This is a genomic window from Dyella sp. NPDC103356, assembly GCF_055584465.1.
On the sequence record NZ_JBVJLZ010000001.1, the window covers coordinates 740,172 to 766,069 of the forward strand.

The 25,898-nt window shown below is 60.3% G+C and carries 20 protein-coding genes; 18 read left to right on the plus strand and 2 right to left on the minus strand.

From position 1 onward, the window contains the following. The first annotated feature begins 22 nt into the window (after positions 1 to 22). Genes ACZ6WW_RS03195 through ACZ6WW_RS03210 form a run of 4 tightly spaced genes read left to right on the plus strand, consistent with a single transcriptional unit; the run spans position 23 to position 3,531 of the window. Positions 23 to 1,168 carry an MlaE family ABC transporter permease gene (locus ACZ6WW_RS03195; protein ID WP_465272927.1) on the plus strand — a complete coding sequence of 382 codons (1,146 nt, stop codon included), beginning with the start codon at positions 23 to 25 and terminating at the stop codon, positions 1,166 to 1,168. Continuing rightward, positions 1,162 to 1,986 carry an ABC transporter ATP-binding protein gene (locus ACZ6WW_RS03200; protein ID WP_465273015.1) on the plus strand — a complete coding sequence of 275 codons (825 nt, stop codon included), beginning with the start codon at positions 1,162 to 1,164 and terminating at the stop codon, positions 1,984 to 1,986. The genes ACZ6WW_RS03195 and ACZ6WW_RS03200 overlap by 7 nt, the downstream gene beginning before the upstream one ends. Before the next feature lies 1 nt (position 1,987). Beyond that, positions 1,988 to 2,926, plus strand: a complete 939-nt coding sequence (locus ACZ6WW_RS03205) for an MlaD family protein (RefSeq protein WP_281852063.1) — start codon at positions 1,988 to 1,990, stop codon at positions 2,924 to 2,926. Next, on the plus strand, positions 2,923 to 3,531 hold the full coding sequence (locus ACZ6WW_RS03210) for an ABC-type transport auxiliary lipoprotein family protein (RefSeq protein WP_465272928.1): 609 nt from the start codon (positions 2,923 to 2,925) through the stop codon (positions 3,529 to 3,531). Before ACZ6WW_RS03205 ends, ACZ6WW_RS03210 begins: the two co-directional genes overlap by 4 nt. A 144-nt stretch (positions 3,532 to 3,675) precedes the next feature. Here the strand turns inward: ACZ6WW_RS03210 and ACZ6WW_RS03215 are convergent, their stop codons facing one another. Both ACZ6WW_RS03215 and ACZ6WW_RS03220 read right to left on the minus strand, forming a co-directional pair. Then, positions 3,676 to 4,224, minus strand: a complete 549-nt coding sequence (locus ACZ6WW_RS03215) for an alpha-ketoglutarate-dependent dioxygenase AlkB family protein (RefSeq protein WP_465273016.1) — start codon at positions 4,222 to 4,224, stop codon at positions 3,676 to 3,678. Between the two features lie 74 nt (positions 4,225 to 4,298). Next, positions 4,299 to 5,696 (minus strand): amidase, encoded by a 1,398-nt coding sequence (locus ACZ6WW_RS03220; RefSeq protein ID WP_465272929.1) that lies wholly within the window; start codon positions 5,694 to 5,696, stop codon positions 4,299 to 4,301. Between the two features lie 175 nt (positions 5,697 to 5,871). Here ACZ6WW_RS03220 and ACZ6WW_RS03225 point away from each other — a divergent pair, with 175 nt between their 5' ends. The 14 genes from ACZ6WW_RS03225 (at position 5,872) to ACZ6WW_RS03290 (ending at position 25,735) form a co-directional block, all read left to right on the plus strand. Next, the gene (locus ACZ6WW_RS03225; RefSeq protein WP_465272930.1) at positions 5,872 to 7,470 is read left to right on the plus strand and encodes an electron transfer flavoprotein-ubiquinone oxidoreductase; all 1,599 of its coding nucleotides are present in this window, start codon (positions 5,872 to 5,874) and stop codon (positions 7,468 to 7,470) included. Positions 7,471 to 7,533: 63 nt separating this feature from the next. Next, positions 7,534 to 9,570 (plus strand): glycosyltransferase, encoded by a 2,037-nt coding sequence (locus tag ACZ6WW_RS03230; RefSeq protein ID WP_465272931.1) that lies wholly within the window; start codon positions 7,534 to 7,536, stop codon positions 9,568 to 9,570. Positions 9,571 to 9,572: 2 nt separating this feature from the next. Then, entirely contained in the window at positions 9,573 to 11,651 is a 2,079-nt protein-coding gene (locus tag ACZ6WW_RS03235) for a glycoside hydrolase family 99-like domain-containing protein (RefSeq protein ID WP_465272932.1), read from the plus strand. A gap of 94 nt (positions 11,652 to 11,745) precedes the next feature. Then, positions 11,746 to 12,492 (plus strand): electron transfer flavoprotein subunit beta/FixA family protein, encoded by a 747-nt coding sequence (locus ACZ6WW_RS03240; protein WP_465272933.1) that lies wholly within the window; start codon positions 11,746 to 11,748, stop codon positions 12,490 to 12,492. Between the two features lie 24 nt (positions 12,493 to 12,516). Beyond that, entirely contained in the window at positions 12,517 to 13,458 is a 942-nt protein-coding gene (locus ACZ6WW_RS03245; protein WP_465272934.1) for an electron transfer flavoprotein subunit alpha/FixB family protein, read from the plus strand. A 177-nt stretch (positions 13,459 to 13,635) separates the two neighbouring features. Beyond that, positions 13,636 to 15,753, plus strand: coding sequence for a hypothetical protein (locus tag ACZ6WW_RS03250; protein WP_465272935.1), 2,118 nt, complete (start codon positions 13,636 to 13,638; stop codon positions 15,751 to 15,753). A 293-nt stretch (positions 15,754 to 16,046) separates the two neighbouring features. Continuing rightward, the gene (locus ACZ6WW_RS03255) at positions 16,047 to 17,498 is read left to right on the plus strand and encodes a UbiA family prenyltransferase (protein ID WP_465272936.1); all 1,452 of its coding nucleotides are present in this window, start codon (positions 16,047 to 16,049) and stop codon (positions 17,496 to 17,498) included. Next, complete coding sequence (locus ACZ6WW_RS03260) at positions 17,495 to 18,799, plus strand: FAD-binding oxidoreductase (protein WP_465272937.1); 1,305 nt, start codon at positions 17,495 to 17,497, stop codon at positions 18,797 to 18,799. The genes ACZ6WW_RS03255 and ACZ6WW_RS03260 overlap by 4 nt, the downstream gene beginning before the upstream one ends. A 2-nt stretch (positions 18,800 to 18,801) precedes the next feature. Next, positions 18,802 to 19,539, plus strand: coding sequence for an SDR family oxidoreductase (locus ACZ6WW_RS03265; protein WP_465272938.1), 738 nt, complete (start codon positions 18,802 to 18,804; stop codon positions 19,537 to 19,539). Between the two features lie 105 nt (positions 19,540 to 19,644). Next, complete coding sequence (locus ACZ6WW_RS03270) at positions 19,645 to 20,784, plus strand: acyltransferase family protein (RefSeq protein ID WP_465272939.1); 1,140 nt, start codon at positions 19,645 to 19,647, stop codon at positions 20,782 to 20,784. 52 nt (positions 20,785 to 20,836) lie between these two features. Further along, positions 20,837 to 21,787 (plus strand): NAD-dependent epimerase/dehydratase family protein, encoded by a 951-nt coding sequence (locus ACZ6WW_RS03275; RefSeq protein WP_465272940.1) that lies wholly within the window; start codon positions 20,837 to 20,839, stop codon positions 21,785 to 21,787. A gap of 109 nt (positions 21,788 to 21,896) precedes the next feature. Next, positions 21,897 to 23,804: a hypothetical protein gene (locus ACZ6WW_RS03280; protein ID WP_465272941.1), complete on the plus strand. Its 1,908-nt coding sequence runs from the start codon at positions 21,897 to 21,899 to the stop codon at positions 23,802 to 23,804. 235 nt (positions 23,805 to 24,039) lie between these two features. Further along, positions 24,040 to 25,341 carry an NAD(P)/FAD-dependent oxidoreductase gene (locus ACZ6WW_RS03285; protein ID WP_465272942.1) on the plus strand — a complete coding sequence of 434 codons (1,302 nt, stop codon included), beginning with the start codon at positions 24,040 to 24,042 and terminating at the stop codon, positions 25,339 to 25,341. A gap of 1 nt (position 25,342) precedes the next feature. Next, positions 25,343 to 25,735: a GtrA family protein gene (locus ACZ6WW_RS03290; protein ID WP_465272943.1), complete on the plus strand. Its 393-nt coding sequence runs from the start codon at positions 25,343 to 25,345 to the stop codon at positions 25,733 to 25,735. Positions 25,736 to 25,898 lie beyond the last annotated feature (163 nt).

Consider the following 25,898-nt stretch of genomic DNA (forward strand, 5'->3'; position numbering starts at 1 on the left):
CTCCCATGTAATATCGCGATTCATGAGCACATCGACCGCGACGGGAAGTGCCAATCTCGATGTCACGGCCCAGCCGCCCTGTCTGCGGATCGCGGGGGATTGGACGCTTGCCGATTACGCCACCCTCGAACAGAGGGTCATTGCGCTCAAAGGTGAGCTGCGCGATGACATCGCCGTCGATCTGGACCGGCTCGGCGCACTCGATACTGCCGGCGCCTACCTGCTGGTGACTCTATTGGGCGCCAAGCGAATGGCCGATCTCGCCCATGAAGCGCCTACGATGACACCGGCCCGACGCGCCCTGCTGCAGACAGTCGGCAACGCGCTGGATACCTACTGCAAGCCGCTCAAACCGCCCAAACGATCGTCCACCGTCGATGTACTCGAACGCATCGGCGCGGCGGTGGAGAAATTCTGGCAACAGACGATCGAGCTGCTCGGGTTTATCGGCCTGACCCTGGAAACGATCGCGCGGACCCTGCCACGTCCCAAACGCTGGCGCGTCACGCCACTGGTCGCGCATATGGAGCAGACCGGGCTGGATGCGGTGCCAATCATCGCACTGCTGACTTTCATGGTCGGCGCGGTGGTGGCCTTTCTCGGCTCGACCGTGCTGGCCGATTTCGGTGCCACCATCTACACGGTCGACCTGATCGGCTTTTCGTTCCTGCGTGAGTTCGGCGTACTGCTGACCGCCATCCTGATGGCTGGACGCACCGCCAGCGCCTTCACCGCGCAGATCGGCTCGATGAAGGCCAACGAGGAAATCGACGCGATCCGCGCGATGGGCCTGGACCCGATCGAATTGCTGGTATTGCCGCGTGTGATGGCACTGCTGATATCACTGCCGATGCTCACCTTTATCGCGATGATGGCTGGCCTGATCGGCGGCGGCGTGGTCTGCGCGGTGACCCTGGGTATTTCGCCGCCGATGTTCCTGTCGCTGCTCAAGGAAGATATCGCCGTGCGGAATTTTCTGGTCGGCATGGTGAAGGCACCGTTCTTCGCCTTCCTGATCGGCGTGATCGGCTGCCTGGAGGGCTTCAAGGTAGCCGGCAGCGCGCAGTCGGTGGGCGAGCACACCACCTCCAGCGTGGTGCAGTCCATCTTTGTGGTGATCCTGGTCGACGCTCTGGCCGCACTGTTCTTTATGGAGATGGGCTGGTGAGCGCCGCGCCCGCGAACGCCGTGCAGGACGTCATCCAGGTCCGCGACCTGACCAATCGCTTCGGCAGCCAGGTCGTGCATGAACATCTGAATCTGGATGTGCGACGCGGCGAGATACTTGGCGTGGTCGGCGGCTCCGGCACGGGCAAGTCGGTCCTGCTTCGCAGCATCATCGGCCTGCAGCGCCCCACCTTCGGCCGCGTCCATGTGTTCGGACAGGATTTGCTGTCGCTGCCACCGGAGCAGCGCTCCCGGGTCGAACGCCAGTTCGGCGTGCTGTTCCAGAACGGCGCCCTGTTTTCGTCACAGACCGTGGGCGAAAACATTGCCATGCCGCTGGTCGAACATGCGCACCTGAGCCGCGACGATGCCGCCCATCTGGCCGGCGTAAAGCTGGCCCTGGCAGGCCTGCCGCTGGGTACGGAAATCAAGTATCCGGCGCAGCTTTCCGGCGGCATGATCAAGCGCGCGGCACTGGCCCGCGCTCTGGCGCTCGATCCGCAGATTCTGTTCCTGGACGAGCCTACCGCCGGCCTCGATCCGATCAGCGCGGCGGCTTTCGATCAATTGATCGTGACCTTGCGCAACGCGCTCGGCCTTACCGTGTTCCTGGTCACACACGACCTGGATACGCTCTACACCACCTGCGATCGTGTCGCCGTGCTGTCGCAGAAAAGGGTGCTGGTATGCGACCGCCTGGAGGTGGTCGCTCAAAACGACGATCCCTGGGTGCAAGCCTATTTCCACGGCCCGCGCGGCCGTGCCGCCATCGATGCCGCCGAGCGGCATGCCGATGGCTCTACGCACGAGGTGAAGTGAGATGGAAACCCGCGCACATCATGTCCTGATCGGCGCCTTCACGGTGATCGTGGTCGCCGCCGCGCTGCTGTTCGCGCTATGGCTGGTCAAATCCAGCGCGGACCGCCAGTTCGAGGAATACGACATCGTCTTCAACGAGGCGGTCACCGGCCTGTCGCAAGGCAGCGCGGTGCAATACAACGGCATCAAGGTCGGCTCCGTCACCCATCTCAAGCTCGACCCGGCCGATCCGCGTCGCGTGCTGGCGCGTATTCGCCTGCGCGGCGATACGCCGGTACTGCAGGACACGCGCGCCAAGCTCGCCCTCACCGGCGTCACCGGCGTGGCGATCATCCAGTTGAGCGGTGGCACACCTGGAAATCCGCCGTTGACGGCACCGGACGGGTCCGTCGCCATCATCGTGGCCGATCCCTCGCCGCTGACCCAGTTGCTAGCCAACGGCGAAGACCTGATGACCAATATCAACGAGGTCGTGGCACGGGTGAGCAAGCTGCTCTCGACGGACAACATGGCGCATATCGATAACACGCTGGAACATCTGGACAAGGCCACCGGCGTGATTGCCGACCAGCGCGAGGATATCCGCGAGCTGTTGCGCCAGCTGGCCATCGCCAGCAAGCAGGCCAATGCGACGCTGGAGCAGTCGCAAAAGCTCGCCAGCAATGCCAATGGCCTGATCGACGGCCCGGCACGCGAGACGCTCAACAGCGCAAAGAATGCGATGGCCTCGCTCGAACGCGCCACGGCGAATATCGACCGGCTGCTCAACGACAACCGCGATGCGGTGAATGGCGGCCTGCAAGGCCTGAACGAACTCGGCCCAGCCGTGCACGAACTGCGCGACGCCGCCGGTTCGCTACGCGGCATTACCCGTCGCCTCGACGAAAACCCGGCCGGCTACCTGCTTGGCCGCGACCGCAGCAAGGAGTTTGTGCCATGAAGATGCCCCGCATCGTCGCCCCGCTGCTGCTCGCATGCATTACCGCCTGTTCGGTCCTGCCCAAGGCCGAAACGCCGAGCATCTATCGCCTGCCCGCATCGCCCCTGCCCCACGCCCAGGGCGACGCTGTGCATTGGTCCTTGCGCATCAATACGCCGCAGGCCGGACGCATGATCGATAGCCCACGCATCGTGGTGCTGCCGGAGGGCGATGTCTTCAGCGTGTATCAAGGGGCGCGGTGGAGCGATAGCGGCACGGTGCTGTTCCGCAACCGCCTGGTCGATGCATTTCGCGACGATGGCCGCATCAATGCCTTGAGCAACGACGATGCGGCGCTCCAGGCCGATATCAGCCTGACCGGCAGCCTGAGCGCCTTTCAGTCCGAATATCGAAACGGGCAGCCGACGGTGGTGATCCGCTACGACGCGCAACTGGTCCGCACCAACGGGATGCGCATTGTCGCGGCGCGCAGTTTCGAGGTGGCCGAACCGGTGACTGGCAAGGCCGTGCCCGAGGTGGTTGCGGCGTTTGGCCGCGCTGATGATGCGCTAGCTCGGCAAGTCGTGGATTGGACGTTGCAGCAGAGTATTTCGAAAAGCCAGTAGCCCCGGTTTTTCGTCATCCCGGCGGAGGCCGGGATCTATGCCTCCGTTCCGACTTGTCAGGAAACATGTGGCAAGCATCGACGTTGAGGAATGGATCCCGGCCTCCGCCGGGATGACGACTAGGAAGTGATCTTTCGAACTCCCTTAACTGCGCGGCCCTATATGACGAAACGTCAAATTCAGCCGCGCATCGCCCAGGCCGCGCCGTTTCGGTAAATCGTGCTGATACACACGCTGTGTGTTGCCGGCCATGCACAGCAAGCTGCCAGACGGCAGTTCCAGCGAACGCACCGTCCGCCTGTCGTCGCGCGAGCGGAATCTGAAGCTGCGTGCCGCTCCCAGGCTCAATGAGGCGATCACTGGCTGGGATCCTAGCTCCGCCTCATCGTCGCTATGCCAGCCCATCGAATCGTTGCCATCTCGATAGAGGTTGGCCAGCACGCTGTTGAAACGAGTTGCGCAGGCCGCCTCGATACGTTCGCGCAACGTGCTCAGCGGTGCCGTCCACGCATGCGGCTCGAACCGGGTGCGCGAATAGGTATAGCTGGCATCCGCATCGCCGATCCAGCAACTCAGGCGCGGCGAGTCGACCTCGCGACCGAAGATGCGAATCCGATGAACTTCCCAGGGAATCGCATCACGTAAATCAGCCAGCCACTGGCTCGCCTCATCCGGTGCCAGCCAGTGGGGCATCCAGCGCAAGTCGGCACCCGGGAGCTCGATACGCTCCCAGGCCGAACCACGCGACTGGCCGAACAAATCCACTATCAGGCTATCGCCGGATACACCGGTTCGGTGTCCAGAGTCATGGCGCAGACAGCGGCCAGCTCGAGCAGGCGCAAATCCGAACCACGCGCACCGATCAACTGCATGCCGATAGGCAGGCCGTTGGGTAGCGTACCCATAGGAATGCTCACCGCCGGGCAACCGGCGAGGCTGGCAAAGCTGGTCAGATCCGCTTGCGAGTCCGGCACCGGCTCGCCCAGCGGGAACGCACCCTGCGGCGTGGTCGGCATCACAAGTACGTCGACCTGCGCGAACAGGCGTCGCATCTTCAAGGTCGCCGCATCGAGCACACGATCGGCCACGGCATAGTCCGCCGCACTCTTCGTCGCTGCGTAACCGAGCATGCTACGAAAGCGATCGGACACTGATGGCCCTGCGCTTTCCAGATCGGCCGCGAACGTGCCCAGCATCTCCGCTTCCATCAAGAGCAAGCCGGCGCGCCGCGTGCGGGCGAAATTCCAGTCCGAGAAATCCACCGTGCGCCGCTCACCAAGCTCGCGTGGCAGCTTTTCCAACGCCGCCTCGAACACCTCGATCACTTCAGGCTGCACCCCGACACCCGCCAGATCACCCAGCAGGCCGGTACGCAGGTTGCCCGGCTCCCAATCGGGCGGAGAGAACGCCACCCGGCGTCGACGCGATCGGGCGTCATCGGCGTCGTAGCCGGCCAGGACCTGCAGCAATACGGTGAGGTCGTCCACGCTGCGAGCCAGCAGGCCGACGGCATCCAGTCGGCGTGCTGCCGCCACCATGCCACGCGTGGAAATTTCCCCATGCGTGGGTTTCAACGCGAAGACGCCGCAATAGCTCGCCGGGATACGGATCGAGCCCAGGCTGTCCGAGCCGACCGCAGCCACCGCCAGGCCGGCCGCCACCGCAGCGGCCGCACCGCCGGACGAACCACCGGCGCAATAGCCGTGCCGGTAGGGATGCTGGGTCGCGCCGTAATGCGGGTTGTCGGTCGCAGCGCCCAGGGCGCCCTCGTCCATATTGGTCTTGCCCAGCAGGACAGCACCGGAGGCGCGCAGGCGCGAGACCACGTGGGCGTCGTCCTGGGCCGGCTGTGTCCGCCCGGCCAGACCCGCCCGGGTGGGCCAGCCGGCGACGTCGAAATTGTCCTTGAGCGCGATCGGGATGCCGTCCAGGCGCCCGATCACCCCGTCGCGACGGCGATGCTGCGCTGCCCGCGCCTGCTCCTGCACCAATCCCGGCATGACATCCAGGTAGGCATTGAGCTGCGGGTTGATCCGTTCGATGGCGTCCTGGTAGACCTCGGCCAAGGGCTCCGGCTGCACGCGCCCGGCGGCCAGCCAGTGCAACAGCTGGCAAAGACTGGCGCGGCGCATATCCAGGTCGGCGATCGGCGGCAATGTATTCATAAGCTCTCCTTGCAGGCTTGGCCCGATTATCGCTGTCAGACGTGAAACGTTTGCAAGTCCTTTCTGTTTTGGCATGTTGCAGCACGCGTTGCCCCAATCGCTTCGAAAACGGACAATGGCGGATTATCCGTACCCGCCAGCACGGTTCTCCGTGTCAGCCTGATTGGAGTCCGCCATGAGCGAACGCGAAACGATGGAATACGACGTGATCGTTGTCGGTGCAGGCCCTGCGGGCCTGTCCTTCGCGATCCGCCTGAAGCAGATCAAGCCCGACCTCACCGTATGCGTGATCGAGAAGGCTTCGACCATCGGCGCGCAGATTCTCTCCGGCGCGGTGATCGAACCGCAGCCGCTGGATGCCCTGCTGCCCGGCTGGCGCGACAACCCGCCGCCGATCTGCGTGGCTGCCAAGGAAGACGAGTTCTGGCTGCTCAGCAAGACCGGCGCTCGCAAGCTGCCGATCCCGCCGGGCATGCACAACAAGGGCAACTTCATCGTTTCGCTGGGCGCCATGTGCGCCTGGCTGGCTCCACAGGCCGAAGCGCTTGGCGTCGATGTCTTCCCTGGCTTTGCCGCCTCCGAGAACATCTATAACGACGACGGCTCGGTGGCTGGCGTGCGCATTGGCGATATGGGTATCGCGAAAGACGGCACACACAAGGCCGGCTACACCCAGGGCATCGACATCAAGGCCAAGCTCACCGTGCTTGCCGAAGGCGCTCGCGGGCATCTGACCAAGCAGCTGATCAAGCGCTTCGCGCTGGACAAGGACAGCGACCCGCAAGGCTACTCCATCGGCATCAAGGAGCTATGGCAGCTCCCGGCCGGCCGCGTTGACCCGGGCAAGATCGTGCACAGTTTCGGCTGGCCAGCCGACAATCAGACCTACGCCGGCAGTTTTCTCTATCACCTGGATAAAGATCGCGTCGCACTCGGCTACGTCAGCGGCCTGGACTACAGCGACCCCAACTACCAGCCGTGGGAAGCCTTCCAGCAGTGGAAGAACCATCCGTCGGTGAAATCCCTGCTCGAAGGCGGCACGATCCTCTCCGCCGGTGCCCGTGCCATCGTCACCGGCGGCTACCAGTCGCTGCCCAACGTGGAAATGCCCGGCGCCCTGCTGATCGGCGATACCGCCGGCCTGCTCAACGTGCCCAAGATCAAGGGCACCCACCAGGCGATCCGCTCGGGCATGCTTGCTGCCGAACACATCGCCGACTCCCTGAGCAGCGCGGGCTGGAACGCCAAGCTGCGCGGTTCGGATGTCATGGCCGAGCTCAAGCAGGTGCGCAACATCAAACCCGGCTTCAAGAAAGGCCTGTGGTTCGGCATGTTGAACGCCGCCTGGGAAACCGTCCTCAAGGGCGCCTCGCCGTGGACGCTGAAGAACAAGGCGGATTGGTCCTCGCTGCACAAGCTAGGGCAGCAGGAAGAACCCAAGCGCGACTACGCGCAGCGCGACCTCGCCCCGCGCGACCGTCTGGCCGGCGTCTATTTCGCCGCTACCGAACACGACGAAGACCAGCCCATCCACTTGCGTGTCGCCGACACCACGATCTGCATCGATCGCTGCACCGTCGAATACGGAAACCCTTGCCAACGCTTTTGCCCGGCCAACGTCTACGAGATCGTTCAGGACGAGTCCGGCAAGAGGCTGCAGATCAATGCCGCTAACTGCGTGCATTGCAAGACGTGCGATATCAAGGACCCGTATCAGATCATCGACTGGGTGACGCCTGAGGGCGGATCGGGTCCGAATTATCAGAACCTTTGATACAAAGAGGGTGCCGTACTGATCGCGAACTTCCAGTGGCGCGTAAAACGCCTTAGTTACCTGATGCAACGCCTGCGCGGGAGCATTGCGCTGCGTGGCTGGCGCGGCACGTTCGCGCGAGTGCGTCAGGAGTTCGAAGCACGGCCGGTGCTGGATGAATCGCTGGATGTCGAACCGCTCGATGTCGTGTTCGCGCCGTTCGCCATTCCTCGTTCGGCGAGCCCGCTGGTCTCGATCGTCATACCGGTCTACGGCAAACTCGAATACACCCTGGCATGTCTGCGCTCGATAGTACGCCATGCGTCGAAGGCATCTTTCGAGCTGATCGTTGTCGACGACGCGTCGCCTGATGGAAGCGTAGTAACACTTCGCAAGGTCGACGGCGTAAAAATCATCGTCAACAAGAAAAACCTGGGATTCATCGGAAGCTGCAATGCCGGCGCCGCTGCAGCTGTCGGCGAATACCTGTTGTTCTTGAACAACGACACCCAGGTAACTGCTGGCTGGCTGGATCAGTTGCTTGAATGCTTTTACGACCGAGCCGACTGCGGAATTGCCGGTAGCCGCCTTGTCTACCCGGATGGCCGGCTCCAGGAAGCCGGCGGACTGGTGTTCAACGACGGAACATCCTGGAACGTCGGTCGCTTTGAATCACGCGATACGCCGGCGTTCCGCTTCCGCCGGGAAGTCGATTATGTTTCCGGCGCCTCGTTGATGATCCGTCGCGACATGTTTTCCAAGGTGGGCGGTTTCGACAGCCGTTACGCGCCTGCCTACTATGAAGACACCGATCTCGGTTTTGCCGTTCGCGATACCGGCATGCGTGTTTATTACGAACCGACCAGTGTCGTGGTGCACTACGAAGGCATCAGCTCCGGTACGGATATCGAAAGCGGCGCCAAGCGTTATCAGGCCATCAACCAGGCGACGTTCGCCGCCAAGTGGGCGTCCGTGCTGAAAAGCCATCCGGCACGAACGGTATCCGCGGACAAGGCAACGCGCTGGCGTCAGCGTGGCCGCATTCTCGTCGTCGACAACATAACGCCCGAGCCCGCGCGCGACTCTGGGTCTTTAAGGCTCTCGGCGATACTGAAACTACTTGGCGAGCAAGGATGGAGCTGCTGCTTTCTTCCCGACGATGGGCGAGCTACCGCGAACGAGATCGCTGCATTGGGCGCCCTGGGCGTCGAGGTTCTGGCCAAGCCTTGCGTGAACGGGCTTGCATCATGGCTTGCCGAGAACGGCTCCGAGCTTCACGCCGTGATGCTTTGCCGGCACAACGTGGCTGGGCAGTACATCGATCTGGTTCGCCGCCATGCGCCTCAGGCCATCGTACTTTTCGATACCGTCGACCTGCACTTCGTTCGTGAACAGCGTGCGGCGGAACTCAACGGCAGCGCGTCCATGGCGCGCCAGGCGCAGGCATCGCGCCAGAGCGAACTCGCTTTGATCGAACGTTGCGATGTCAGCCTGGTAGTCAGCGCGGACGAACAGGAATTGCTGAAAGACCTGGTTCCGCAAGCTCGCGTCGAATTGCTTTCCAATATCCATGAGATTCATGGGCAGAGACGGCCACACAACGAACGTCGCGACCTTGTCTTCATCGGCGGACATGGACACCCGCCGAATGTCGATGCCATGCGCTGGATTGCCAGCGATATCCTGCCTGGCTTGCGCCAAGTCTCGCCCGAAACGCAGGTTCACGTTCTTGGTGACGTGCCCGATAACTTGCGCACGGAATTGAACACGCCGGGACTCGTGTTTCATGGCCGCGTCGCCGACCTGGCACCATGGCTCGACGGTTGCATCGCTTCCCTGGCCCCGCTCCGTTTCGGCGCTGGAGTGAAAGGCAAGATCAACATGTCGATGAGCTATGGGATGCCGGTGATCGCGACGACGATGGCGGTGGAAGGCATGCATTTGACCGATGGGGACGATGTCCTGATTGCCGATGAGCCCCAGGCATTTGCGGACGCGTTCCTTCGGCTGCAGCGGGATGCGGCCATCTGGCAGCGGATTTCCGAGCATGGCATCGAAAATATCCGGAAGCATTTTTCCGTGGAAGCTGCTGCCGACGCTCTTCGGCGCATACTGCCCTGACCATGTCCAAGCACAATTTCTGGAAACAACTGGCTTTCACGATGGCACGCGCCGGCTTTCGCGTCGTGCCGATGTCGGTTGCCACACGCGACCGGCTGCGCCAGCGTTTTCTGGCCAATCATGCTGACTGGGTACCATCCGCGCCGAAAGGTCGCCTGCCCAGCGGGAACGCCGCCTTGCGGCCCCTCGCGCAATCGGGCGGTGCCGCGATCGGCTACACGCCCTACATCGCAGGTGACACACCAACAACACCTCCCGCCACACTCATTGCCTTCTATCTGCCGCAATATCACCCCATTCCAGAAAACGATGCCTGGTGGGGGGCCGGATTTACCGAGTGGCGTAACGTAACGCGCGCACTCCCCCAATTCGAAGGCCACGAGCAACCACGGCAGCCGGCTGACCTGGGGTATTACGATCTGCGCCAGTCAGGCGTCATGAAGAAGCAAATGCAGTTGGCGCGCGAGTACGGCATCGGTGCGTTCTGCAGTTATTTTTACTGGTTCGGTGGCAAGACACTGCTTGAGCAGCCGCTCGGGCAATGGCTGGCCGACCCGTCGCTCGATCTCCCGATCTGCCTTTGCTGGGCTAACGAAAACTGGTCACGCCGCTGGGATGGCCGCGCGGACGATGTACTGATCGGCCAGCAACATAGCGCGAGTGACGATTTGGCCTTTATCGAGCATGTCGCGCGTTATTTGCGCGATCCGCGCTACCTGCGTGTGCAAGGCAAGCCGATGCTGCTCGTCTATCGCCCAGGCCTGTTGCCCGAACCCAAGGCAACGGCGGCCCGTTGGCGCGAATGGTGCCGTCAGGCGGGAATCGGCGAGATTCATCTTGCCTATGTGCAAAGCTTCGACCGGGTCGACCCACGCGATATCGGTTTCGATGCGGCTGTAGAGTTTCCACCCAATAACGCCACACCGGCTTCGATCGCCCAACACCAGCAACTGATCAATCCGGACTTCCACGGCGACGTCCTGGATTGGCGAACGCTGGCACATGCTTCGATTCACCAGAGCGATCCCGGCTACCCGCTCTATCCCGGAGTCAACCCAGGCTGGGACAACGAGCCCCGCCGCAGCGGGCGTGGGCGCGTTTTGCTGCATGCATCACCAAGGCGTTATCGCGACTGGCTAGCCAAGAGCATTGCCACAGCCACGCACCGCGACCCCGCAACTCCGCTGGTTTTCATCAACGCCTGGAACGAATGGGCGGAAGGCGCCGTGCTCGAGCCTGACACCCGGCTCGGTCACGCTTGGCTTGCCGCCACTCGGGCTGCACTTCAGACGGCTGGTGCCCAGGTGCCGGCAAACGACACCCGGCCTTGCGCAGTCATCCACGTCTGGTATGTCGAGGTTCTCGATGAACTGATCGCCGCACTGGGTGCGAGCCGCATCGACTGGAGAATTATCCTCACGACGGCACCGGAACACGAGGCGAACGTTCGCGCATATATCGCGCGATCGAATGTCGTGGCAGACATCGAAGTTTTCGAAAACCGTGGCCGCGATGTCCTGCCCTTCCTCCGCGTTGCCGATCGGTTGCTCAACGAGAACGTCCCGTTAGTGCTCAAGCTGCATACCAAGCGATCGACGCATAGAGACGATGGCGCGAGCTGGCGCAGCGACATGGTGGCAAAGCTGACGGCCGGGGACCGTGCGATGCACATCGTCGACGCGTTCACGCACCGCCCCGAGCTGGGCCTCGTCGCTCCCGAGGACCACCTGCTCGACCTGGACAGTTTCTGGGGCGCCAACAAGGCAAATGCCGATCGCCTTGCGATACGCCTGGGCTTGCCGAACGGCACGCTGGATAGAACCTACGGGTTCATAGCCGGCAGCATGTTCTGGGCACGACTGGAGTCCTTGCGACCCCTGTTGGACGCCCATCTGGGGCTTTGGGAATTCGAAGCGGAAAGCGGCCAGACCGACGGTACGCTGGCTCATGCCATCGAACGCATCATCGGCCCAAGCGCCGCTAGCGCCGGGTACGTCATAGACGACGCCGCGGCCGTATGCGGGCTCCGCCCGAGCGCAGCCCCCGAAAGGAACTACCCCTACGCCAGGCCCAGCGGCTGAATGCCGCGCCCGACCCGATTTCATACAAATGTTTGAAGCCGGCTAGAATAGCGGCTTCCGCCCGCAAGGGCGGCCAACCATGAAGGACCCGCAGATGAAGATTCTTGTTGGTTACAAGCGCGTCGTGGACTACAACGTGCGCATCCAGGTCAAGCCGGATGGCACGGGCGTCGTGATGGACGGCGTGAAGCTTTCGGCCAATCCCTTTGACGATATCGCTCTCGAAGAGGCCTTGCGCCTGCGCGAGAAAGGCATCGCCGAAGAAGTGGTCGTCGTCGGCATCGGCCCCGCCGATTTGACCGCCCATCTACGCAATGGCCTCGCCATGGGCGCCAATCGCGCCATCCATGTGCAGACCACCGACACGGTTTCGCCGCTGACGGCCGCTCGCGTCCTTCTGAAGCTGGCCGAAAAAGAACAGCCGGGCCTGGTCATCGTCGGCAAGCAGGCGATCGATGACGATGCCAATCAAACGGGCCAGATGCTGGCGGCGCTATGGGATCGCCCCCAGGCGACCTTCGCGAGCAAGCTTGAAGTCGCCGACGGTAAAGCCACCGTGACTCGCGAAGTCGACGCCGGTCTCGAGACCATCGAAGTCGATCTGCCCGCCGTGGTGACTACCGATCTGCGTCTCAACGAGCCGCGCTTCATCAAGCTCCCGGACATCATGAAAGCCAAATCCAAGCCGATCGATGTGATCGAACTTGGCTCGCTGGCCGTCGATGCCGCCGACCACGTAAAAACCACCCACTACGCGGCCCCGGCCAAGCGTAGTAAGGGTGTCATGGTGAAAGACGCCGCTGAGCTGGTCGCGGCCCTCAAGCAGAAGGGCCTGCTGTAAGGCAGCGCACAGGAGATATTGAAGATGAGCAAGATCCTCGTTATCGCCGAGCACCTCGACGGCAAACTGAATAGTTCCACGGCCCGCGCCGTAAGCGCGGCGGCCGCCGTAAAAGCCGATGCCATCGATGTCATCGTGCTCTCGGACGCGCCGGATGCGATCGCCGCCGAAGCAGCCAAGATCGATGGCGTGAGCAAGGTCCTCACTGTTGCCCGCGCCGAGAACGCCCATCCGCTGGCCGCGGTCTACGCACCGCAGATCGCCAAAGCCGCCGCCGGATATAGCCACGTATTTGCACCTTCGACGACCTTCGGCAAGGACCTGGCCCCCCGTGTGGCGGCCCTCCTGGGCGTATCTCAGGTCAGCGACGTGATGACGGTGGAAGGCCCGCACAGTTTCAAGCGCCCCATTTACGCCGGCAACGCTATCGTGACGGTAGAAGTCGACGCCGCTTCGATCGTGGTGGCCACCATTCGCACCGCCTCCTGGTCCGCGGCGGGCTCATCGGGTTCCGCCGCGATCGAAGCGCTGGCTATCGATGCAGCCTTGCCGGGTCACACCCGCTTCGTTGGCCTTCAACAGGGCAAGAGCGACCGCCCGGACCTTCAGAGCGCCAGCAAGGTCGTGTCCGGCGGGCGCGGTGTCGGCTCGAAGGAAAACTTCGACGTCATCTACAAATTTGCCGACAAGATCGGCGCAGCCGTGGGCGCTTCGCGCGCGGCCGTGGATGCGGGCTATGTTCCCAACGAGCTTCAAGTGGGGCAGACCGGCAAGATCATCGCACCGGAGCTGTACATGGCCATCGGCATTTCGGGCGCCATCCAGCACCTCACCGGCATCAAGGACGCCGGTACCATCGTGGCCATCAACAAGGACGGCGAAGCGCCGATCTTCGAGATCGCGGACATTGGCCTGGTGGGGGATCTGTTCAAGATCATTCCCGAGCTGGAAGCCGCCATTGGCTGAAGCCAGGCCAGGGCGGCGCCTCGCCGCCCTAGCCTCTTGCAGCGCAAGCCTTATGCTCGATTGGCTGTTGCGGGTTGAGGAGCACTTCGCGCAGCGACTGGTCATGCGGGTGATCTACCAAGTTCCACAAGCTATTTATTGGAAGCGATCTCTTTGAAGCGCGGCGAACGAGGCATCGTGAGGCCCAACATCGGGGCCACCATCACCATCATCCCCTTCGTCGTGTTCGCGCTTATCTTCGTCGGCCTGGCCATCGTCGGAGCGGTTCGGACGTATACGCCCATTCCCATTGCGGACATGTGGGATGGGAGCGTCGATTTCTTCCGGAAGGTGAGCGACGGCGACTGGAGTGCATGGTGGGCGCCACATAATGAGCACCGCATCGTCCTCGCGCGTGTTTTGTTCTGGATCGATATGGCGCTCTTTTCGGGAAACGCCATTTTCCTCATCCTCGCCAACTACGTCCTTGCAGCATGCTCGCTGTGGGTCTTTTGGCGGTTCCTTTCCGAGGCAATACCCGAAGAGGCGCATGCAACCTTCCGCCGCTGTATCGCCGCGTTCCTGACGGCCTGGCTTTTCTTCTGGTCGCAAGAGGGCAATCTGACCTGGGCCTTCCAGAGCCAGTTCATTCTGGCCCAGCTCCTGCCACTGGCTGCACTCTTCGCGATTTATCGCGCGCGCATCTCTACCTCGGGTGGCCATCTGGCCTTCGCTGCTGCATGCGTGCTGGGTGTGGCATCGCTAGGCACCATGGCCAATGGCGTGCTCGCCCTTCCGATCCTGACCGCCTACGCTGCGATCACACGCATGGGATGGCGCCGCATCACGTTGCTCGGCATGCTTTCCCTCGTCCTTGGCTGGGCCTATCAGCAAGGTTTATCGAATGGTGGCGGCTCGATGCTGGCCATTCTTCGTGATGACCCGTGGGGTTGCCTGCGCTTCCTGTTGCTTTATCTGGGTAGCCCCTTCTATTACGTCGCACGCAACATCGATCCCGTGCACGCACGCAACGTTGCCGCAGGATTCGGCGCCCTGCTCGTCCTGAGTGCGATTGCGTGGGCGGTGCGTGAGGCGGTCCGTGATGAGTTACGCCCCCTTTCCTGGGCACTTATCTCATTTATCGCCTACATCGGCGGCACCGCTGCCGGAACAACCCTGGGGCGAGCAGCCACCGGTGAAGCTCACGCGTTCGACAGTCGTTACACAACGCCAGCCATCATGACCTGGGCAGCGCTGCTCATACTGTGCTCTCCCGCTATCGCAAAGATGCGGCACATAACCCGCTATCTGGTGCTTGCCGCGTTGTTTGCACTTTTGCTGGCAGCACTGCCCGAACAAAAACGCGCCAAGGAATCACACCGCGAAGAACGCTTCCAACAGGCCGTCGCCGTTGTGGCACTGGACCTGGGAATCCGTGACGAAACTCAGATTCCCGTCATTTATCCGTTCGTCGATCAGGCCCTCGCTTTAGGCCGCATGGCTGCGGAACGTCATCTGTCCATCTTTTCCCACGCGCCGTTCGACGAAGCGCGGAACAAGCTGGGCACAACGCTGGCAGCACTCCCCTCGGACATATGCCACGGCGCGATCGAAGAGGCGACCGAGGTTCGGGGCGATTCGCGGTTCGTTCTGGTACGTGGATGGCTGGTGCCATCCAACAAAAGCCCCATGCCACGTCCCGTGATGTTCGTGGACGGCAAGACCATCGTGGGTTACGGATTAATCGGGCAGAGGCACGGTGATGTGATGGACATGCCGGGCCCGGATACGCGCTATTCTGGCTTCACAGGCTACCTGCAAGCCCAGGCCGCGCACCGCGAATTGTCAGTGGTCACCTCCGATCTCTCGTGCCGCTTCGTCGCAATCCCGCCGGCAGCTCCATTCCATATCACCTGGGTAGCGCCGGCCCGCGAGCTAGCTACGATGACAGCTGCGGACGTCCAGGCTGAAAATGCCTGGGCAGGTGGCGATTTCGACCATTCGGCCTTCCCCGGTATGCACGTGTATGGCAGCGTCATTGGGTCCCACACAGTGACCGGAAGCATTGCGCTGATCGCCCACCGGGGCGCGACCCTTTTCTACCGTTCAGGTCCAACCACCGGCCGCCAGAGATTCAAGATTGACGACGGCAGGCTCGCCTCGGGCGTTATGCCCTTGGCCAACCAGTGGTTGCTGTTACGGTTTGACAGCCCGCAGCTCCCGGAGACATTCACGGTTACTTTCAGCACCGAGAGTACTGGCTGGGGCGAATGGTCGGCCATCGCCGTGTCCGATGGTGGCACACAAGAACGCTAGCTCAACATCGGCATGGAGCCCGCACGCATGCGCACCCGGCATGAAAAGATGGTATTCACCGCTGCAGCCGGCCCCGCCAAAGCCGGCCAGGGCTGAGCCAGGACACACTGCGACGGCGACCACTGACACCGTCAGCGTCTCGGGCACGCCCCTACGGCCAGCATGGAGGACGGCGGACCATACTCGCAAGCCCGTCGTAGTAACATGATGAACGCATATTTGTACGCAGGCGTCGGACGGGGCGGATCGTCATCTCCGGCATAGAATAGAATCCAGGGGCGTTAATGGAAGGCTTGTCAGTCAAAGTTGGAGCGGGCCGCTCCGAATCGGAGAGTGTGCCGCTTTGCGTCGACTTGGACGGTACCCTGATCCATTCAGACTTGCTGGTCGAGTCTGCGCTGGCCTTGCTGTCGCGCAACCCGCTATTGCTGTTCTCGATGCTTGGTTGGCTTCTGCGTGGCAAGGCCCACCTCAAGCGTGAGATCGCCACCCGTGTGACGCTGGACGCCGCTCATCTCCCTTACAACACCGATGTCGTCGCCTGGGTACGCGAGCAGCAGGCGCTGCGTATCGTCGCATTGTGCACGGCATCGGACGAAGGCCTGGCGCAGGCAGTCGCCAATCACGTGGGCGGCTTCGATGCCGTCCTGGCCAGCGATGGCGAACGCAACCTCTCTGGTAGCCAGAAGGCCCAGTTGCTGGTCGAACACTATGGAGAACGCGGCTTCGATTACGTCGGCAATGCGAAAGTCGATCTGAAGGTGTGGAAGCATGCCCACGCGGCCATCACGGTGGAGTCCGGCTCTTCGCTCAGCAAGGCTGCTGCGGGCGTAACGACGGTCGCCAAGCGCTTCGAACTGCCCCGCGCAAGCGCGCGCCATTGGCTCAAGGCACTCCGGGTTCATCAGTGGGTGAAGAACGCGCTGGTATTCCTCCCCCTGCTTGCCGCGCATCGACTCTTCGACATCGACGCCGTGTTGGCCACCCTGCTGGCGTTCGTCTGTTTCAGCCTTTGCGCATCCAGTGTGTACATCACCAACGATCTGCTCGATCTCGCCGCAGACCGCCAGCATCACCGCAAACGCAAGCGCCCCTTTGCGGCGGGGCATCTGCCCCTGATCGTCGGACCAGTCGTCGCAGCCGGCCTGCTGATCGTCAGCTTCGGGCTCGCCTTGCTGCTGCATGAGGTTTTCGTCGCGGTGCTTGCTGGTTACTACATCTTGACCACGGCCTACTCGCTGCGCTTCAAGCGCGTCGTGATGCTCGACGTGGTCGTGCTGGCCACGCTCTACACCAGCCGCATCGTCGCCGGCACGGCAGCCGTCCATACGAAGCCGTCGTTCTGGCTGCTGGCGTTCTCGATGTTCCTGTTCCTGAGTCTTGCCATGGTGAAGCGCTACATCGAACTGCTGGCCGCACAAAAGGCCGGCAAGATCAATGCGAGCGGGCGCGGCTACGACGTGGGAGACATTCCGCTCATACAGTCTCTGGGCGCCGCCAGTGGCTATCTCTCGGTGCTCGTGCTTGCGCTCTACATCGACAGTCCCGACAGTCGCGTCCTGTACCACCACCCGCACTATCTGTGGCTGCTTTGCCCGCTGCTTCTGTACTGGATCAGTCGCACTTGGGCCATCGCACACCGCGGCATCATGCATGACGATCCGGTAGTCTTCGCGGTTACCGACAAGCTCAGCCGAGTAGTCCTGGCGCTTGCGGCCGTCGTCATCCTCTTCGCCATCCAATGAGCAGGGTCGGTGAATCCTGGGGCCGCTACCCTGGTGCGGACCAGACTGTCATTGCGCTGACCGACCGCCACGCGGGACTTCCGGCCCCGGCAAGCTCCATGCTGCCCTATGGCAATGGCCGCAGTTACGGCGACAGCTGCCTCAATCACGGTGGCGCGCTGCTGCACGCCCGGCACATGGATCGCTTCATCCGCTTCGATGTCCAGAGCGGCGTACTGGAATGCGAAGCAGGGGTTCTCTTTTCCGAGATCCTTGATTTAGTCGTACCCCAGGGCTGGTTCCTGCCTGTGACGCCGGGTACCAAGTTCGTGACGGTTGGGGGCGCCATTGCCAACGACGTACACGGAAAAAATCACCACAAAGCGGGCACGTTCGGGCGCCACGTGCTGGAATTGGAGCTACTGCGCTCCGACGGAAGTCGCCGCACATGTAGTTTGCAACAGCATCCGGAATGGTTCGCTGCCACTATCGGCGGCCTTGGCCTGACCGGCGTGGTAACCCGCGCGACGATCCAGCTGCGTCGCGTGGCCGGACCTTGGATGAGCGCGGAAGTCTATCGCTTCCACGATCTGTCTGAATTCTTCCGCCTCTCGCAGGAATCAGATCGCGACTACGAATACACCGTGGCCTGGATCGATTGTGCAAGCCGAGGCAGTGCACTGGGACGCGGTATCTTCACTCGCGCCAACCATGCTCCGTCCCATCCGGACAGCCGCCCAAACGGACCTTCGCGGCGCCTGCGCGTGCCCATGACGCCGCCGATATCGCTGATCAATCCGCTCAGCCTGCGCGCATTCAACGCGCTGTACTACCACCGGCAACGCGAACGCGTCAGCCACGTCACCATGCACTACGAGCCTCATTTCTACCCTCTCGACGGCATCGGCGACTGGAACCGCATCTACGGTCCGCGCGGTTTCATGCAGTACCAATGCGTGGTACCGCCGGGCGTATCCCTCGATTGCATGAGTACACTGGTAAAGACCATCGCCGCATCCGGCGAGGGCTCATTTCTGGCGGTGCTCAAGCAATTCGGCGATGTCGCTTCGCCCGGCATGCTGTCCTTTCCGCGCCCTGGCGCCACTCTGGCACTGGACTTCCCCAACCGGGGCTCCGGCACATTCGCGCTGCTCGATCGACTGGACGACATCGTGGCGGCAGCCGGGGGCGCGGTCTATCCGGCGAAGGATGCACGCATGCCTGCAAAATATTTCAAACAGTATTTCCCCGCCTGGGAATCCTTCAGCCACTACATCGACCCGAAGTTTTCGTCCAGCTTCTGGCGCCGGGTCACGGAGTAAGCATGCAAAAGGTCGTCATCATCGGCGCCACGTCCGCCATTGCCGAAGCCACCGCGCGCCTGTACGCCGCGCGCGGGGCCCAGCTATTCCTCGTCGCCCGCAACGAAGCACGCCTGCAGGACATCGCTGCCGATCTGCGCGTACGCGGCTCGCAAGATGTGTCCTTTGCGTCGCTCGATGTAAATGACACGGAAAGGCACGCCAGCATCATCGAGCAGATCTGGTCGTTGCTGGGGCAGGTCGACGTATTGCTAGTGGCCCATGGCACGCTGCCAGACCAGGCGCAATGCGAGGCTTCCGTGGAGGTGGCGCTGAAAGAGTTCGCGACCAACGCCACCTCGACGATCGCTCTGCTGACCACGGCGGCACCTCGCTTCGAGGCACAGCGTGCGGGTGTCATGGGAGTCATTTCCTCCGTTGCCGGCGACCGCGGCCGTCAGAGCAACTACCTCTACGGCGCCGCCAAGGCAGCGGTCACCGCATTCACCAGCGGTCTGCGTCAGCGCATGGCCAAGGTCGGCGTCAACGTACTCACCATCAAGCCAGGCTTCGTCGATACGCCCATGACGCGCGACTTCAAGAAAGGCGCGCTATGGGCCAAGCCTGATGCCATCGCCAAGGGCATCGTGCACGCAGCCGATCGCGGACGCAGTGTGATCTACCTGCCGTGGTTCTGGCTGCCGATCATGTTGATCATTCGCCATATCCCGGAATTTGTTTTCAAGCGCATCAAGCTCTGATACCGACGTCGACGATGCTGTGAATTCACCGCAGCAACATACGAAACGGCCACCTTGGCGACCGCTTCAGATTCAATAGATTAGAACATTCTTAGAGGAACTCCATTGGATAGCACCTTAGAAGCGGTCAAGTCTGGTGATAGCCATGTCGCTCAGTGGCAGCCTCCGCAAACGATCAATAACATCCAGGCAATGCGAGGCATCGCCTCGATCATCGTGTTTATCGGCCACGCGCTGCTATTGAAGCCAGGCCTTGGGTTAGATCGATACTTCACTTTCCTCGGCGTCGCTGCATCCAGCGGCGTCGATATCTTCTTCGTCATCTCGGGCTTCATCATCACGACAGTAGCCATGAAGAGTGGCCGCCAAACCACCCAGGGACGGGGCATTACGGCGTGGAACTTTGGCATCAAGAGGGTGACAAGAATCTATCCAGTGTATTGGGTGGTCCTGGCACTGGCAGTGATATGTACACCGATGGTCATTTATTCAGCCGAGTACAAACCAGGAGTGTCCCTTCTCAGGAACGCGTTGCTGCTGACTCATCACAACGCATTCATCATGGCAGCCTGGTCACTGTGCTTTGAGATCTATTTCTACGGCGTGGTCACGTTGGCGTTGTTCATCTCGCCACGCCATGTGGGTCGTGTACTAGCTGTTTGGGCATTCGGCATCATTGGCGTCATTTATTATGACCTGCTGATCGGTCAACGCAGCTGGATCGCCTACGTCGCTCTATCGCCACTCATCTTAGAGTTCATTTTCGGCATGGCGGTTGCGTATCTGATCAACCGGCGCATTACCGCTTTTGCCGTGACATCAGGCGTGATCGGTATTGTCACCTTCCTCATGGGCCTGGAGGTGATGCGACATGAAGGATGGTCTACCCTTACGCCGTGGTGGCGCACCTTCTGCAGCGGATTGCCCTCCGCGTTTATCGTCTATGCAGTGGTGTCTCTTGAATACCGAAAGATGTGGACCTTCTCACCATTCTGGGTGAAATTGGGCGATGCCTCGTATTCCATATACATCTGGCATCAGTTCATTTTTTATTCGCTTCTTGCGGTCTTCCAATGGATGGGTTTAATCGGCCGCGTACCTACACCGATACTCTTGGCAGGATGGATGGTTCCGGCCTTCTTGTTTGGGCTATTTAGCTACAAGAACATCGAGCTACCCATACAGAGCAAGCTCAACAGCCTCCTTCTAATCAAGCGAAGAGATGACCACAAAGTGACGCCCTGATTTGTTCCTTTCTGCGGCATCATAGTCAATAGATCAGAGCACCCCTAACGTCATGAACAAGATCGACAAGCACTCAAAACTCGTGCTGACCGGCGCCGCTGGCCTGGTCGGACAAAACCTGATCGTGGAACTCAAGGCACAGGGCTACACCAACCTCGTCGCGATCGACAAGCACGAGTACAACCTCGGCATTCTTCGCCAGTTGCATCCGGACGTCCAGATCATTCACGCCGATCTGGCCGAAGATGGCCGCTGGACGGAGGCCTTCGACGGTGCGGCGTGCGCTGTGCAACTGCATGCGCAGATCACCGGCAAACATGCCGAACTGTTTACACGCAATAACATTGAAGCAACCGTACGGGTACTGGAAGCCATTCGTCGGCACAATGTGCCCTACCTCGTGCATATCAGCTCGTCGGTAGTCGTTTCGGTTGCTGACGACGATTACACCAACACCAAGAAGGCACAGGAAAAGCTCGTCGTCGAGAGTGGCATTCCACATTGCGTGCTACGTCCGACACTGATGTTCGGCTGGTTCGACCCCAAGCACTTGGGATGGCTGTCGCGCTTCATGGCAAAGACGCCCATATTTCCGATTCCTGGTGATGGGCGATATATGCGCCAGCCATTGTATGAGCGCGACTTTTGCCGCTGCATTGCAAGCTGCATAGAAACTCAGCCAAGTGGCGACATCTACGATGTCGTCGGCGATACTCGTATCGACTATGTGGACATCATCAAGACCATAAAGCAAGCCAAAGGCCTGCACACGATGATCTTGCACATCCCATACGGCCTGTTTCATTTCCTGCTACGCGTGTACGCGGCATTCAGTGGCAAGCCCCCCTTCACGGCAGACCAGCTCAAGGCCCTTACAGCTGGCGATGAGTTCCATGGCATCGACACGCAGAAGGTATTCGGCTTCCGCCAGACACCCTTCGCTGACGCCATTAAGGAAAGCTACTGCGACCCGCGATACGCTAAAATTGTTCTAAAGAGATAGAACAATGGCGTCCACTCGGACACTGGATATCGCTGAATCAGCGCACCATTCCTAGCGATCCCGAATTAACACTTCCCTTCGAAAAAACTTCCCATCTTCGGAATCGGTTATGAACCAAGTCACTCAGGCGCAACATTCATTGACCGCTCGAACTGGAGTGCGCCTAAGCATTGTAGCCGTCATCATTATTGTCGCCGTAGCCGCATCCCGCTCCATTTGGGTATCGCTATATGGCGTCGACATTCCGTTCTGGGACCAGTGGAATCAAGTCACTTCGCAACTGGCTCCCCTTAAAGATGGCACATGGCATTTCAGTGACTACTGGGCGCCACACAATGAGCACCGCATATTGTTTACGCGCCTGATTAGCATGGCGTTATTCAAAATAAATGGCGGCGTCTGGAGCAATCTGGTCGAAGCTTACTTCAACACTGTCATCTATGGCGCCACGTTAGCTCTATTCTATGTTTTCGCTTGCCGTGGGGCCAATCGACTCTCTTGCCTAATTCTGCTGTTCGCCGTAGTCATACTGGCTGCCCTACCCTACGACTGGGAGAATAGCCTTGTCGGGTTTCAAAACCAGTTTTACATAATGATCGCGTTTGCCATCGCACTGGCAGGCATTTCGATCTATCGGCGCCCGGACTGGACTACATTCGGCCTGCTCGCCCTTCTTGCGGTGGCCAGTTTGTTTACAATGGCATCCGGCCTTTTTGGAGCTGCCGTCGTCTGCGTCGTGGTCGTTTTCCGTGCTTGGCGCGGGCCTCTACCAAGAGCCTTCACCGTATCCGTAATCTTAACGATGATGCTGGTTCTACTGTGTGGCCTATTGCTGCTGACCAACGCACCTGGAAACGACGTCTATAAAGCCCACGGAATTGTCGACCACATTCGCGCCGTCGCAACAGCACTAATCTGGCCTATAGTCTCTACTAAGCCAAAATATTTCCTGGTCGGACTGGTCATTTGGGCCCCAAGCATCCTTTGGATGATTAAATTTCTTAGAACAAAGGCCGCGAGTGATCGAGAAATTTTTCTCATGGGCTTAGTTGCCTGGGTAATCTTCCAGGCCATAGCCATCGCTCATGCCCGCGGACACAACATCACATCAATACCAACGCGCTATTCTAATATTTCTTCACTTGGATTGCTTTCCAACCTTGCGCTTGCGTTGTCCCTTGCTTCCAGCCAACGATTGAATGCCTTGGCAAAATATCTGGGATACGCCGCCACCATTTTGGGTGTCGGGACAATTGCGCTCGTTTTTATCAAACGCACCCCAAGCGACCTGGACGATATGCAGCAGCGGTACGATTTCAGCCGAATGGAGACTTTCTATACCCATTCTTATTTGATTTCGAGAGATCCGACGTTCCTCCAACACTCGTCGCTGACTATTCCGTTTCCCAGTGCCCAGCTATTGAGAACCTTTCTCGATTCTCCAGTCGTTGATAGTTTGCTGCCACCAACCCTTCAGCAAGCAAGCATCGACCCTGCCGTGAACGCGATCCACAAAAGCAACTCGCTAGCCCAGGCCGCGCTTGATGCGCAGGAGTCCACTCAGCATTTCATGGCCAGATTCGGCGTGAGTACTCCGTCGATATTCTTTCAAGAGGTGGCCAGCGACGCTGATGCCGGGACTGAAGGCTCCCCGATAGGCTCGTGCTCAAATACCAATGTGAATGACGCTGAGATCACAACAGGCCCCCTTCTCGCGAAGAGCGGGGATCCCCTTCGCTTTTATGGCTGGATCGTCAATCCTCAAAGCCATATTTCGAACCGTTTTCTCCTCGTACTATCCGGCAGCAAACGCTACAAGCTCGAGGTCGATCCGTTTCTTAGGCGCAAGGACGTTGTGAAGGTCATGCATTCCAATCCTCGCGATACTTATGCGTTCCGCGCATCCAGCATTCTTCTCAATGTCGCCCCGGGTACTTACACCGTTCGATTGACTACGCCAGCGGATCACGGCCAAGTGATCTGCACCCTGCCGTATCAATTAGTGGTCTCTCCATAGGAACAACCGCATACCAACCTACTTTTGCCATGGTTCGCTCATTTATACGAAGCAGTGAAAAGCGACACGAGACCCTGCCTGTACGAGCGGGGTCTCTGACGCTGTATACGGCGGTAGATTAGGTGTGTTTGATTTCCCATCCTGGGCGTGACATAAGTGCCCGCCCCCCCCATAGCCATCTCGATCACGCGTAACCATGCGGCTGCCATGCTCCGGCGCCCTCTAGAGAAACTCCATGAATAATCAACGAATTATCATTCTCGGCGCCGGCCCCATGGGCCTGATGGCAGCCATGGAACTGCTCAAGCGCGGCCATGAGGTCGACATCTACGAGCGCGACGATCGCATCGGCGGTATGTCGGCCAACTTCCATTTCGATGGCCTGGACATCGAGCGTTACTACCACTTCATCTGCAAGACCGACTTCCCATTGTTCCAACTGCTCGACGACCTGAAGCTGGCCGACAAGTTGCGCTGGACTGACACGAAGATGGGCTTCTACTACAACGGGAAGCTCTATAAATGGGGAACGCCAATGGCTCTCCTCACCTTCGACGGATTGGGCCTGATCAGCAAGTTCCGTTATGGCCTGCATGCCATGTTCACCAAGGGCATCAAGGACTGGCGCCCGTATGACCGCATGAACGCCACGGCCTGGATACGCAAGTGGATTGGCGAGCGAGCATACAATGTGCTCTGGAAAAGCCTGTTCGAACTGAAGCTGTTCGAGCACACCGAGAACATTTCGGCAGCCTGGATCGGCACGCGCATCAAGCGCGTAGCCCTGTCTCGCCGCAGTCTCATGCAAGAGACCATGGGCTACCTCGAAGGCGGCTCTGCCGTACTACTGGAAAAGATGGAAAAGTTCATCCTGGAACACGGCGGGCGCATCCATTTGAAATCGGGAATCGACCGCGTGGCCGTCCGCGACGGCAAGGTCACCGGCATCATCGTCAATGGGGAGTCGATCCCCTGCGACACTGTCATTTCCACGGCACCCATACAGTATGTGCCGCGACTGGTCCCCGACTTGCCCGCCGATTTCGTCAAGCGCATCGAGGCGATCAAGAACATCCCTGTCGCCTGCGTCATTCTGAAGCTCAAACAGCCGCTGAGCGAGAACTTCTGGATGAACATCAACGACGCCTCGATTGAAATCCCAGGCGTCATCGAGTACTCCAACCTCAACAAGATGTCGCCATCGATCGTATATGCCCCCTTCTACATGCCCAAGACGCATCCGAAGTGGTCCCAGAGCAACGAAGCGCTGATCGATGAAGTGATTGGCTATCTGCACAAACTCAATCCGGCTTTCCGCCCGGAATGGGTGCTGGCAAGGCATTGCCATCGCTATGAGTTTGCTCAGACGATCTGTCCGCCCGGCTTCTACGACATGCTGCCCAGCATGACTACGCCCGTGGCGGGATTCTTCATGGCCGACACGGGTTACTACTACCCGGAGGACCGGTCGATCAATGAAAGCATCGAAGTCGCCAAGACTCTGGTGGGGGCCGCCATAAACGATCGGACAGCCTGAAATGAACCGGCAATTTGTTCTATTCGTCCTGGCGGGCGGCTTGGCAGCCTGCGTGAACTTCTTCTCGCGCATGCTGCTCAGCCACTGGCTGGCCTATAGCGCTGCGATCGTCGTCGCCTATCTGCTGGGCATGATCACTGCGTTCGTACTCAATCGCCTGTTTGTCTTCAAGCAGGTGAGCCACTCCATGCGCCACCAGATGTTCTGGTTCACCATGGTCAACCTGGCGGCGGTACTGCAGACACTGGCTATCAGCCTGCTGCTGGCCGAATGGCTGTTCCCTCGCACCGGATTCGTTTGGCACCCGGAAACGGTCGCCCATGCCTTCGGTGTCGCGGTGCCTGTCGTGACCAGCTTCGTCGGCCACAAGTACCTGTCCTTCAAAAGCGCCTGACCAACCGGCACCGACACCCTCGAAACCCCTTCCATACTGACGGAGGGTCCAGTAGGGCTATCGCCCCCGCCCGGGTCATTTAGCGGCTCGAACGCTCGAAAATTCAGCCATTTAGCTTGGGTTCGACTGCTTTTGGCATTATAATCGAATGTTTCCCGAGAGC